12 protein-coding genes are annotated in these 12,852 nt (G+C 60.8%); 8 read left to right on the plus strand and 4 right to left on the minus strand.

Going from position 1 to position 12,852, the window contains the following annotated elements:
• Positions 1-28: 28 nt before the first annotated feature.
• Positions 29-1,006, minus strand: coding sequence for a dipeptidase (locus HKK57_RS06885; protein ID WP_169389967.1), 978 nt, complete (start codon positions 1,004-1,006; stop codon positions 29-31).
• A 220-nt stretch (positions 1,007-1,226) separates the two neighbouring features.
• Between HKK57_RS06885 and HKK57_RS06890 the strand changes: the two genes are divergently transcribed.
• Both HKK57_RS06890 and HKK57_RS06895 read left to right on the plus strand, forming a co-directional pair.
• Positions 1,227-1,628, plus strand: a complete 402-nt coding sequence (locus tag HKK57_RS06890) for a lysozyme inhibitor LprI family protein (RefSeq protein ID WP_029296999.1) — start codon at positions 1,227-1,229, stop codon at positions 1,626-1,628.
• A 42-nt stretch (positions 1,629-1,670) separates the two neighbouring features.
• Positions 1,671-2,078 (plus strand): DUF3010 family protein, encoded by a 408-nt coding sequence (locus tag HKK57_RS06895; RefSeq protein ID WP_104911054.1) that lies wholly within the window; start codon positions 1,671-1,673, stop codon positions 2,076-2,078.
• Positions 2,079-2,999: 921 nt separating this feature from the next.
• Here HKK57_RS06895 and HKK57_RS06900 read toward each other — a convergent pair.
• Entirely contained in the window at positions 3,000-3,935 is a 936-nt protein-coding gene (locus tag HKK57_RS06900) for a GlxA family transcriptional regulator (RefSeq protein ID WP_029300663.1), read from the minus strand.
• Between the two features lie 193 nt (positions 3,936-4,128).
• Here HKK57_RS06900 and HKK57_RS06905 point away from each other — a divergent pair, with 193 nt between their 5' ends.
• The 5 genes from HKK57_RS06905 (at position 4,129) to HKK57_RS06925 (ending at position 8,361) form a co-directional block, all read left to right on the plus strand.
• Positions 4,129-5,067: a choline ABC transporter substrate-binding protein gene (locus HKK57_RS06905; protein ID WP_029300664.1), complete on the plus strand. Its 939-nt coding sequence runs from the start codon at positions 4,129-4,131 to the stop codon at positions 5,065-5,067.
• A gap of 74 nt (positions 5,068-5,141) precedes the next feature.
• On the plus strand, positions 5,142-6,029 hold the full coding sequence (locus HKK57_RS06910; RefSeq protein WP_169389968.1) for a 3-keto-5-aminohexanoate cleavage protein: 888 nt from the start codon (positions 5,142-5,144) through the stop codon (positions 6,027-6,029).
• A 146-nt stretch (positions 6,030-6,175) separates the two neighbouring features.
• Complete coding sequence (locus tag HKK57_RS06915; RefSeq protein WP_029300666.1) at positions 6,176-7,141, plus strand: L-carnitine dehydrogenase; 966 nt, start codon at positions 6,176-6,178, stop codon at positions 7,139-7,141.
• 117 nt (positions 7,142-7,258) lie between these two features.
• Complete coding sequence (locus HKK57_RS06920) at positions 7,259-7,732, plus strand: thioesterase family protein (protein ID WP_169389969.1); 474 nt, start codon at positions 7,259-7,261, stop codon at positions 7,730-7,732.
• A 365-nt stretch (positions 7,733-8,097) separates the two neighbouring features.
• Entirely contained in the window at positions 8,098-8,361 is a 264-nt protein-coding gene (locus HKK57_RS06925; protein WP_029300669.1) for a hypothetical protein, read from the plus strand.
• 110 nt (positions 8,362-8,471) lie between these two features.
• Here the strand turns inward: HKK57_RS06925 and HKK57_RS06930 are convergent, their stop codons facing one another.
• Positions 8,472-9,575 (minus strand): GlxA family transcriptional regulator, encoded by a 1,104-nt coding sequence (locus HKK57_RS06930; RefSeq protein WP_029300670.1) that lies wholly within the window; start codon positions 9,573-9,575, stop codon positions 8,472-8,474.
• A 497-nt stretch (positions 9,576-10,072) separates the two neighbouring features.
• Positions 10,073-11,449: an L-serine ammonia-lyase gene (locus HKK57_RS06935; RefSeq protein WP_029300672.1), complete on the minus strand. Its 1,377-nt coding sequence runs from the start codon at positions 11,447-11,449 to the stop codon at positions 10,073-10,075.
• Positions 11,450-11,876: 427 nt separating this feature from the next.
• Here HKK57_RS06935 and HKK57_RS06940 point away from each other — a divergent pair, with 427 nt between their 5' ends.
• Entirely contained in the window at positions 11,877-12,824 is a 948-nt protein-coding gene (locus HKK57_RS06940; RefSeq protein WP_029300674.1) for a choline ABC transporter substrate-binding protein, read from the plus strand.
• Positions 12,825-12,852: the final 28 nt, after the last annotated feature.

Below are 12,852 nucleotides of genomic sequence, written 5' to 3' on the forward strand. Positions count from 1 at the left end.
GAATGGCCGGGGGAGAAAAAACGGTGGCTTATTCGCCCCAGACGTCTTTCAACACGTTGACCCAGTTCTCGCCCATGATCTTGCGTACTACGCGCTCGCTGTGGCCGCGCTTGAGCAGGGTCTCGGTCAGGTTGGGGAACTCGCCCACGGTGCGGATGCCCAGCGGGTTGATGATCTTGCCGAAGCTGGTCAGGCGGCGGGCGTAGCCCTTGTCATGGGTCAGCATTTCGAAGAAATCCTGGCCATGGCCCTGGGTGAAGTCGGTACCGATGCCGATGGCGTCTTCGCCGACAATGTTCATGGTGTATTCGATGGCTTCGGCGTAGTCGTCGATGGTCGAATCGATGCCCTTGGCCAGGAATGGCGCAAACATGGTCACGCCGACAAAACCACCGTGGTCGGCAATGAACTTGAGTTCTTCATCGGACTTGTTGCGCGGGTGCTCTTTCAGGCCGGACGGCAGGCAGTGGGAGTAGCACACCGGTTTTTTCGATTCGAGGATGACTTCTTCGCTGGTCTTGGAGCCGACATGGGACAGGTCGCACATGACGCCGACACGGTTCATCTCACCGACGATTTCGCGCCCGAAGCCCGACAGGCCTCCGTCGCGCTCATAGCAGCCGGTGCCCACCAGGTTCTGGGTGTTGTAGCACATCTGCACCACGCCGACGCCGAGCTGCTTGAAGATCTCGACGTAGCCGAGTTGGTCTTCAAACGCGTGGGCATTCTGGAAGCCGAAGATGATGCCGGTCTTGCCCTGCTCCTTGGCGCGGCGGATATCGGCGGTGGTTTTCACCGGGATCACCAGGTCGCTGTTCTCGCGGATCAGGGTCTGGCTGGCCACGATGTTATTGATCGTGGCCTGAAAGCCTTCCCACACCGACACCGTGCAGTTGGCGGCCGTCAGGCCACCCTTGCGCATGTCCTCGAACAGGTCGCGGTTCCACTTGGCAATGATCAGCCCGTCGATAACGATGCTGTCGGCGTGCAGTTCGGCTGGGCTCATCAGGCGTCCCCTTATTGGCGATTCATGCGCCGAATCGTCTGCCGGCGCTTTGGGGCCAGCATATGCCCAGGGACTGAGCGAGCCGGGTGCAAAAACGACAGGGGAATTGCCGAAAGCGTCAATCCACGACAAAGGGTGCACGGACGTGTCTGTCGTGCATCTGTTCTTTGGCCTACGCTTGAGCCAGAATTCGACCCATCCACCGATATGAGAAGGCGCAATGAAACCGATTTTCCTGGCTTTGGCACTCCTCGCCACTGGCGTCCACGCGGCCGAAGACACCGACAGCACCCCGTGTGATGGCATCGAAAACGACAAACAGACCCTGGAATGCGCCTCCTACAACAAAACCACCGCCGAGCAGTTGTTGAAAGACAACTATCAAGGCCTGCTGGAACGCATGGGTTCTACCTACGGCAGCGACAAGACCAAACTGGCGGACATTACCGCTCGTCTGAAGGATGCCCAGCAGAAGTGGGAAAAACTGCGGGATGCCGATTGCGCGGTGGACACCTTCCCGGCAGTGACCGGCACCAAGGCCTACGCCATCGCGCAGAATGACTGCCTGGCGCGGATGAGTGATGAGCGGTCGGAGTTTTTGGAGTCGATTGGCCAGGAATAAGCGACAATCGCGCGCATCCTTTCCTCTGAACCAAGGCTACCCATGACTCTGTGCGGCATCGAAATCAAAGGCAGCGAAGCCATCATCGCCGTTGCCGCCCCGGACCTGACCCACGTCACCATGGCCACCAAGAAAATCGCCCTTGAGGACGATGACGAGGCCGCCAACGTCAAAGCCTTCGCCAGCCAAGTGGCCGCGTTTGTGCGCGATAACGGCATCACCCGCATCGCGATCAAGAAGCGCAGCAAGAAAGGCGAATTCGCCGGCGGCCCGACCACCTTCAAGATCGAAGGCGTGTTGCAGTTGCTGGACGGCGTTGAAGTGACCCTGCTGTCGCCGCAGACCATCAATGCGCAGTACAAGAAGCACAACTTCGAACTGCCGGCGACGCTGAACAAATATCAGCATGAAGCCTTTAAAACCGCGTGCTCGGCGTTGGTAAAAAAATAAGCCACCCCATACATCCAATGTGGGAGCTGGCTTGCCTGCGATAGCCATGAGTATCTACACAACTCGCTCTTCTGGGTATGTGTACATATCCGTTGCCGCGGTCGCGGCGGGTATGGGTTCCGCCCTTACGGCGGCTCACTTTTGAACAGCGCAAAAGTAAGCAAAACGCTCTTGCCCCACCACTCGGCACCTCGCCTAGGCTCGGTGTGCCCGTCATCCGACATTGATTTTGGGGGTCGCCGCGATGGGCCATCCATGGCCCAGCGCGGCTAAACCGGCGTCCTGCCGGTTTACTCCCAAAATCAATATCGGATGACGGCCAGCGTGGTTTAACGGGGCGCCTAAGATCAAAATCACAAGCAGAGCGAGGCGGCCTGACAGCCGACCTGATCGTCGAATCGTGCGCGTACCCCTGTGGGAGCGGGCTTGCTCGCGAATGCGGTGTATCAGTCAATATATCCATCACTGACCCACCGCATTCGCGAGCAAGCCCGCTCCCACAGGGGAATGCAGCTTCGCGCTCTGGCGTTGCTGTTGATCTGGCTTTTGATCTTAGGCGCCCCGTTAAACCACGATGGCCGCAGGCAGGTATTGCGCAGTGGGCACCCCGGCAGGATGCCGGGGTAGCCGCGACACGGCCATGGATGGCCGATCGCGGCGGGCCCACGGAGCAATGCCTGACTGCGGGCATGCCGAGCCTAGGCGAGGCACCGAGTGGTGGGGCAAGAGCGTTTTGCTTACTTTTGCGCTGTTCAAAAGTGAGCCGCTGTAAAAGCGGAACCCATGGCCGCCGTTACCGCAGCAATGGATATGCCCCCTACATCAGCCCAAAACCCAGAGCCCAGAAGTATCAGAGAGTTGTGTAGATACTCATGGCTATCGCAGGCAAGCCCGCTCCCACATTTTGTGTCGGCGTATGCCCTACCGCCGCCGATCTTCCCGCGGGCACTTGGCAAACCGCGCCCGGTAGCTTCGGGTGAAGTACGACGGTGACTCAAACCCGCAGGCAATGCTCACTTCCAGCACGCTCATGCCGCTCTGGCGCAGCAGTTTGCGGGCTTTTTCCAGGCGCAGGCCGAGGTAGAAGGTGCTCGGTGTTTCGTTCAGGTGCAGGCGAAACAGGCGCTCCAGTTGGCGCCGTGTGACCTTGATCATCTGCGCCAGCGCCAGGGTGCTCAGGGGCGGTTCGGTGTGTTGTTCCATCTCGCCGATCACCTGCACCAGCTTCTGGTTGTTGATCCCGTAGCGAGTGGCAATCTGCATGCGCTGGTGGTCTTTGCGCGGGCGGATGCGGCCCAGCACAAACTGTTCGGAGACCTGGATCGCCAGTTCCGGGCCGTGGGCCTGGCTGATCAGGTCAAGCATCAAGTCGATGGAGGCGGTGCCACCGGCGCAGGTGATGCGCCGACGGTCGATTTCGAACAGTTCCTGGGTCACGGCCAGCGCGGGATAGGACTCCTTGAAGGCATCGATGGCTTCCCAGTGCAGGGTCAGACGGTAGCCATCGAGCAGGCCGGCCTGGGCCAGGACGAAGCTGCCGGTGTCGATGGCGCCCAGGGTCACGCCGTCATGATCGAGGCGGCGCAGCCAGTGCTCCAGGGCTGGCGTGACGAATTCCAGCGGTTCGAAGCCGGCGACCACCAGCAAAGTCGCGCCCTTTTTCAGTGGCGCCAGCCCCTCGTCCGCGTTGACGGACATGCCATTGCTCGCCAGCACCGCGCCGCCATCCGCACTCAATACGTGCCAGCGATACAGCTCGCCGCGAAAACGGTTGGCCACGCGCAGCGGTTCGATGGCAGAGATAAAGCCGATGGCGGAAAACCCCGGCATCAGCAGAAAGTAGAAATCCTGGGACATGGTGCGCACTCGTGGGACGGGTAGCGTGGTCACTGTGATACGTCAGTTCCAACGCCCATTCAAGGGCACAGGTCGCCACAGTGCAAGATCGGGTCGCCGCCGTGCGTTTTACCGGGCATCAAGGTGGGTAACTTGGCGACACGGTGCACAAAGACGCCGGAACCCACAATAACGACCTGCCGAGGGATCCATCATGAACCGACTGATCAGCCGCTGCGTGCTCGCGCTCAGCGCCGTCCTGAGCACCAGCCTGTGGGCCGCCGATGCCGCCTCCTGTAAAAACGTGCGCATGGGTGTAGTGAACTGGACCGACGTGATCGCCACCAGCGCCATGACCCAGGTGCTGCTCGACGGCCTCGGCTACACCACCAAGCAAACCAGTGCCTCCCAGCAAATCATCTTCTCCGGCATTCGCGACCAGCGCCTGGACCTGTTCCTCGGCTACTGGAACCCGTTGATGACCCAGACCATCACCCCGTTCGTCGACGCCGGCCAAGTGAAAGTCCTCGACACGCCCAGCCTCAAGGACGCCCGCGCCACCCTCGCAGTGCCGACCTACCTGGCCGACAAGGGCCTGAAAACCTTCGCCGACATCGCCAAGTTCCACAAAGAACTGGGCGGCAAGATCTACGGGATCGAGCCGGGCTCGGGGGCCAACACCCAGATCAAGGCGATGATTGCCAAGAACCAGTTCGGCCTGGGCAAGTTCCAGCTGGTGGAGTCCAGCGAGGCCGGCATGCTCGCCGCCGTGGACCGCGCCGTGCGCCGCAAGGAGGCGGTGGTGTTCTTCGGCTGGGCGCCGCACCCGATGAACGTCAATGTGCAGATGACCTATCTGTCGGGCAGCGAGGACGCCCTGGGCCCCAACGAAGGCATGGCCACGGTCTGGACCGTCACCACGCCGACCTACGCCGAGCAGTGCCCGAATGTGCATAAGTTGCTGACCAACCTGACCTTCACCGCCGCCGACGAGAGCCGGATGATGCAGCCGCTGCTGGAGCACAAGGATGCCTTGGAATCCGCCAAACAGTGGCTCAAGGATCACCCCCAGGACCAGCAGCGCTGGCTGGAAGGCGTGACGACCTTCGATGGCAAGCCGGCGGCCGCCAACCTGCAATTGACCAGCAAGTAACTTCTCCTGAATCTCCGTTTCGCGGCCATCAACGGCCGCGAACAGCACCCTCACGCCTGTAAGGAACCCGCCCCATGAACCACGACGTCATCATCACCTGCGCACTCACCGGTGCTGGCGACACGACCGCCAGAAGCCCACACGTGCCGGTCACGCCCAAGCAAATCGCCGCGGCGGCGGTGGAGGCTGCCAAAGCCGGCGCCACCGTGGTGCACTGCCATGTGCGCGACCCGCAAACCGGCAAATTCAGCCGCGACGTAGCGTTGTACCGCGAAGTGATGGAGCGCATCCGCGAGGCGGATATCGACATCATCGTCAACCTCACCGCCGGCATGGGTGGCGACCTGGAAATCGGTGGCGGCGAGAACCCCATGGAGTTCGGCCCCAACACCGACCTGGTCGGCCCGTTGACCCGCCTGGCCCACGTCGAAGAACTGCTGCCGGAAATCTGCACCCTGGACTGCGGCACCCTGAACTTCGGCGATGGCGACACCATTTACGTCTCCACCCCGGCCCAGTTGCGGGCGGGCGCCAAGCGTATCCAGGAACTGGGGGTGAAGGCCGAGCTGGAGATTTTCGATACCGGCCACCTGTGGTTCGCCAAGCAGATGATCAAGGAAGGCCTGCTCGACAACCCGTTGTTCCAGCTGTGCCTGGGCATCCCCTGGGGCGCCCCGGCCGACACCACCACCATGAAGGCCATGGTCGACAACCTGCCGGTTGATGCGGTGTGGGCCGGCTTCGGGATTGGGCGCATGCAGATGCCGATGGCGGCGCAAGCCGTGCTGCTGGGCGGCAATGTGCGGGTCGGGCTGGAAGACAACCTGTGGTTGGACAAGGGTGTACTGGCGACCAATGGGCAACTGGTGGAGCGCGCTGGGGAAATCCTCAGCCGCCTGGGCGCGCGAGTGCTGACCCCGGCAGAAGGCCGCATAAAAATGGGCCTGACCAAACGCAGCTGATCCCCCTGCCGCAACCCGCTCAAAAATGTAGGAGCTGGCTTGCCTGCGATAGCGGTGCATCAGTTGATACATATGGCACTGACCCACCGCTATCGCAGGCAAGCCAGCTCTCACAATGAACCTCTTTAGCACTGGAAATTACCCAAATGAGCTTTATCACCGAGATCAAAACCTTCGCCGCCCTGGGCAGCGGTGTCATCGGCAGTGGCTGGGTGGCCCGCGCCCTCGCCCACGGCCTGGATGTGGTGGCCTGGGACCCTGCGCCCGGGGCCGAAGCGGCTTTGCGCAAACGTGTCGCCAATGCCTGGGACGCCCTGGAAAAACAGGGCCTGGCACCGGGCGCCAGCCAGGACCGCCTGCGGTTTGTCGCGACCATCGAAGAATGCGTGCAAGACGCCGACTTCATCCAGGAAAGCGCCCCGGAACGCCTGGAGCTGAAACTGGAGTTGCACAGCAAGATCAGTGCGGCGGCCAAGCCCGACGCGCTAATCGGTTCCAGCACCTCGGGCCTGCTGCCCAGTGAGTTTTATGAGAGCGCCACCCACCCGCAGCGCTGCGTGGTCGGTCACCCGTTCAACCCGGTATACCTGCTGCCGCTGGTAGAAGTTGTGGGCGGCAAACACACCGCACCCGAAGCAATCCAGGCAGCCATCAAAGTCTACGAGTCCCTCGGCATGCGCCCCTTGCATGTGCGCAAGGAAGTGCCGGGGTTTATCGCCGACCGCTTGCTCGAAGCGCTGTGGCGCGAGGCGCTGCACCTGGTCAACGACGGTGTGGCGACCACCGGCGAGATCGACGATGCGATCCGCTTTGGCGCCGGTTTGCGCTGGTCGTTCATGGGCACGTTCCTGACCTACACCCTGGCCGGCGGCGATGCCGGCATGCGGCATTTCATGGCGCAATTCGGCCCGGCACTGCAACTGCCGTGGACATACCTGCCGGCACCGGAACTGACGGACAAACTGATTGATGATGTGGTCGATGGCACCCGCGAGCAGTTGGGCAGCCATAGCATTTCAGCGCTGGAGCGCTATCGTGATGATTGTTTGCTGGCGGTACTGGAAGCGGTGAAGACCACCAAGGCCAAACACGGCATGAGCTTCACTGAATAACTGCTGTTGATTCCTGTGGGAGCTGGCTTGCCTGCGATAGCGGGGGTGAATCCAAAATCGCCATCGCAGGCAAGCCAGCTCCCACAGTTGACCGAGTACGGATCAGGGATTCATGACATGCCAACGTTGACCACCTACACCACCAAAATCATCCCCGACTGGGTCGATTACAACGGCCATCTGCGCGATGCGTTCTACCTGCTGATCTTCAGCTACGCCACCGATGCGTTGATGGACACCCTGGGCCTGGACAGCGACAACCGCGAAGCCAGCGGCCATTCGTTGTTCACCCTGGAACTGCACCTCAATTACCTGCACGAAGTGAAGCTGGGCGCCGATGTTGAAGTGCATACCCAACTGATCGCCCATGACAGCAAGCGCCTGCATCTCTATCACAGCCTGCATCGGGTCGGCGAAGCACGGGAACTGGCAGGCAATGAACAGATGCTGCTGCATGTCGACCTGACCGGGCCACGCTCGGCACCGTTCAGCGAGGCGGTTGCGCAGCGGTTGGCGATGCTCAGTGCCGAGCAAGCAGACCTGCCCCGGCCTGCCCTGCTCGGGCGCGTCATCGGCCTGCCCCAACGCTAACCTTGTAGGAGCGAGCTTGCTCGCGAAGAACGTCAACGATAACGCGCGCTGCCTGGTTAGACGCGGCGTCCTTGAGTTTTTCGCGAGCAAGCTCGCTCCTACAAAAAAGCAGGCATAAAAAAGCCCCGATCAAGCCGTGACAAGATCGAGGCAGAGTGCTTTGTGTGAGCGTGCGTCCCGAGGGTGACCAAACCGTCAAACCGCTTGCTTGAACCTAAGTGTGCCCGCAACGCTGCCCGGTAACTGGCCCGAAAACGACCTGTTCATAGTCGTCCCAGCCATTGCAGCATTCAGGCCTTGCCGACCCGCTGGCGGCCCACCAGAATCAAACCTGATCGAAGTCTTTCTTAACCAGGATGAACATCATGATGCACGCGGATTTGATTGATCAGGATGACCTGTTGAGCCAACTGCGCTCCCTGGGTTTCGAGGTGTCCAGCGGCGCCACCGCCGAGCAGGCCTGTGAATGCGCGGTACGCGGCTTGAGTGAAGCGCGGGCCAAGGCGCTCAAGGGCATGGTTGAGCAGATGTACACCGGCAGCGCGACGATTCTGCCGGCGGTGCGCCAGGCGATTGATAAGCAGTTGTTGCCGGCCCTGGTGCAGTTCAAGCAGAACTCCGGGGCCTGATACACCGCTATCGCAGGCAAGCCAGCTCCCACATTTGAAGGTGTTCACACATCAAAATGTGGGAGCTGCGGTGCGACGATTCGACTTGCCTGCGATGCAGACGCCCTGGTCTACAGCCTTACACTGGCAAACGTCGACTCATTGCGCGCCTGGCTCAACGCCGACATCGGCCCGGCCAACGGTGACAACACCAACGCCTGCGGGATCGGCATCATCGCCACTTGCTGGGTGGTGTTGGAACCTACGCGTTCATCCCGTGGCGGAATGCCGAAGTATTCGCGGTAGCACTTGGAGAAGTGCGGCGTGGACACAAACCCGCACACCGAGGCCACTTCGATGATCGACATCGGCGTTTGCTTGAGCAACTGCCGCGCACGAATCAGGCGCAGCTTGAGGTAGTAGCGCGACGGCGAGCAGTGCAGGTATTTCTGGAACAGCCGCTCCAGCTGACGCCGCGAGACGGCGACGTACACGGCCAGTTCATCGAGGTCGATCGGCTCCTCCAGGTTGGCTTCCATCAGCGCGACAATTTCCTGCAGCTTCGGCTGGTTGGTGCCGAGCATGTGCTTGAGCGGCACACGCTGGTGATCCTGTTCGTTGCGGATGCGCTCGTACACGAACATCTCGGAAATCGCCGCCGACAGCTCACGACCGTGGTCGCGGCTGATCAGGTGCAGCATCATGTCCAGCGGCGCGGTGCCGCCCGAACTGGTGAAGCGATTGCGGTCGAGGGTAAACAAGCGCGTGCTCATCGACACCCGTGGGAAGGCTTCCTGCATCGATGCCAGGCATTCCCAGTGCACGCTGCAATCAAACCCGTCGAGCAGGCCGGCGCAGGCCAGGGCCCAGCTACCGGTGCACACCGCGCCGAGGCGACGGGACTGGCGCGCCTGGCTTTGCAGCCACGACACATGTTCGCGGGTCACGGTGCGCTGGATACCCACGCCACCGCAAACAATCACGGTGTCCAGGGCTGGGGCTTTGTGCATGGAGCAATCGGGGGTGATTTGCAGGCCATCGCTGGCCCATACCTGGTTGCCGTCGACGCTCAAGGTGGTCCAGCGATACAGCTCGCGGCCGGACAATTGGTTGGCCATGCGCAGCGGTTCGACTGCGGACGCCAGGGAAATCAGCGTGAAATTGTCCAGCAGCAAAAAGCCGATGGATTGAGGCGCACGGTTCTGGGGTTGGGCCCCGGAGTTGAACGACGTCATCGCGGTATCTCCTCACACAAAGCGGGTGATGGCCTCAGGCGAGGCTCTTGTTATTGCACTCTTCATCCATCAGGAGAGAGGCTTTGGATTGATAGAGCAAATGCCATGCCTAAACTTGAATAGGCATTCAATAAATCCTAAAAACGACCTGTGAGGTGTCTATATAAGCCCCCGCCCGGCGTGAGGATATGACGTGGAAAAAGCCTACGCTCAAGGTCTGTGAGCAGATCGGTAGCACTTGTGGGAAGGCGCTTTCAGGACGTAGGAAACGGGTGTCACCACACGCACGGGCGACGGGTGGCAGGCGGGAATATCGTTTGGGAGCTACTTATCTGTTTGCGACGCGCTAAAAGGCAGCGCTTTTGGCGGGGGTGTTCACTTTATGAGCAGTGTTGCTTGAACTACCGCCATCGCGGGCAAGCCCACTCCCACATTTGAATGTATTCACAAATCACTTTTGTGGGAGCTGGCTTGCCTGCGATGCAGGCGACTCGGTCTCAGCATTCGACGGCACTCACCGCCAACCCACCCCGCGATGTTTCCTTGTACTTGTCATGCATGTCCGCGCCGGTATCGCGCATGGTGCGGATCACTCGGTCCAGGGAGATAAAGTGCTGGCCGTCGCCACGCAAGGCCATCTGCGCCGCGTTGATCGCCTTGACCGCCGCTATCGCGTTGCGCTCGATGCACGGCACTTGCACCAGGCCGCCCACCGGGTCGCAGGTCAGGCCCAGGTTGTGTTCCAGGCCGATTTCGGCGGCGTTGCACACCTGCTCCGGGGTCGCGCCAAGAATCTCGGCAAGCCCCGCCGCCGCCATGGCGCAGGCCGAGCCGACTTCACCCTGGCAACCCACTTCGGCACCGGAGATCGAAGCGTTCTTTTTACACAGGATGCCGATGGCCGCCGCACCGAGGAAGTAGTCCACCACGTTGGCCTCGGTGACTTGCTCACTGAACTTCATGAAGTAGTGCAGCACCGCCGGAATGATCCCCGCCGCGCCATTGGTCGGTGCGGTGACCATGCGCCCACCGGCGGCATTTTCTTCGTTGACGGCCAGGGCGAACAGGTTGACCCATTCCATGGCGCTCAAGGTCGAGCCGATCACATTCGGCTTGCCCAATTCCTGCAGGCTGCGGTGCAACTTGGCAGCGCGGCGGCGCACATTCAGGCCGCCGGGCAGGATGCCTTCGTGCTTGAGGCCCTGCTCGACGCAGTCCTGCATGGCGCGCCAGAGCTTCATCAGGCCACTGCGGATTTCTTCCTCCGAGCGCCAGACCTTTTCGTTGGCCAACATCAATTGCGCAACGCGCAGGTTGTGGGTGTTACACAACTGCAACAGCTCCACCGCGCTGGAAAAATCATAGGGCAACTCGGTGCGGTCCATATCGGCCACGCCGCTGCGCGCCTGGGCTTCATCCACCACAAAACCGCCCCCCACCGAATAGTAGGTATCGCGATGCAATTCGGTCTGGGCGCCGTAGACCACCAGGGTCATGGCATTGGGATGAAACGGCAGGTTTTCGTCGATCAGGCGCATGTCCCGCGCCCATACAAAGGGCACCGGCACGCGGTTGTCCAGCAGCAGCGTCTGCGTCTGGCGCAGGGTCTCGATGCGCAGGCCGATCTGCGACGGATCAATCGCGTCCGGCCATTCGCCCATCAGCCCCATGATCACCGCGTTGTCGCTGCCATGGCCAATGCCGGTGGCCGACAGCGAGCCATACAGCTGAACTTCGACGCGCTGCACCTGTTCCAAAAGAGCACGTTCACGCAGGTTTTGCACAAACAACGCCGCGGCACGCATGGGGCCGACGGTGTGGGAACTGGACGGCCCGATGCCAATCTTGAACAGGTCGAAAACGCTGATAGCCATTGCGCGAAACTCCTCGATAGCACAGTCCAGGCGCAATAACGCCTGGTGGCGGAGCTGCTACGCTCAAGTCGCCCAGATGGCCGCATCATCAAGCTTTCGCTGCGCCGTCCGGCGTCTCACACCGACATACCCATGCTCACCAGCGTCGTCCCCGCGCAATGGGGCGTAATCGCCGTTTTTGGCGGTGCAGATCGAGAAAAAGTGCAGTTTTGCCTGTGGAAAAACCTGTAAGCGACGTCACCGACACTGGATACGACCATCCCTGTACTGGATACGACGCACCCTGTAGGCGTCAGATTTTCACTGGTACATGATCAGTCTCGACTCGTTTGCAAGGCACCGAGGCGGCACCTAGCTCGCACGCCCCAACTGCAACACTTATAAGCGCGGTCAAGCACCGCCGGAAAAACACCAGGAGTCCAAACCCATGAAAGGTTCCCCCCCGTTGTTGTTGGCCGCCATGCTGAGTCTTCCCCTTGCGGCTCACGCTGCTGATCCCGAGCAGTGCAGTACCGTCAACTTCTCCGATGTCGGCTGGACCGATATCACCGTCACTACCGCCACCACCAGCGAGATCCTCAAGGGCCTGGGCTACAAGCCCCGCACCACGATGATTTCCGTACCCGTGACCTACAAGTCCCTGGCCGACGGCAAGAACATGGATATCTTCCTCGGCAACTGGATGCCGACCATGGAGAACGACATCAAGCAGTACCGTGATGCCGGCACCGTGGAAACCGTGCGCGCCAACCTGGAAAACGCCAAGTACACCCTGGCAGTGCCACAAGCGCTGTACGACAAGGGCCTGAAAGACTTCGCCGATATCACCAAATTCAAGGACGAGCTGGATGGCAAGATCTACGGCATCGAGCCTGGCAATGACGGCAACCGCACCATTCAGACACTGATCGACAAGGACGCCTTTGGCTTGAAATCGGCCGGTTTCAAGATCGTCGAATCCAGCGAAGCCGGAATGCTTTCCCAGGTCGAACGTGCCAGCAAACGCGACAAGGCCATCGTGTTCCTCGGCTGGGAACCGCATCCGATGAACACGCGCTTCAAGATGAAATACCTGACCGGGGGTGACGATTCGTTCGGCCCCAACTACGGCCAGGCCACCATCTACACCAACACCCGCAAGGGCTACTCCGAGGAATGCAGCAACGTGGGCCAGTTGCTGAAAAACCTGGTGTTCACCCTGGACATGGAAAGCACCCTGATGGGTAACGTCCTCGACGACAAAATCAAACCCGATGCCGCCGCCAAGGCCTGGCTGAAGAAAAACCCACAAGTACTCGACACCTGGCTCGCCGGGGTCACCACCCTTGATGGCAAACCAGGACTTGCCGCCGTAAAAGCCTATCTCGACAAGTAATCGCTGACCCTGGGCCGGCGTGCCGGCC

Origin of the sequence: Pseudomonas sp. ADAK21 (genome assembly GCF_012935735.1) — a bacterium.
GTDB lineage: Bacteria > Pseudomonadota > Gammaproteobacteria > Pseudomonadales > Pseudomonadaceae > Aquipseudomonas > Aquipseudomonas proteolytica.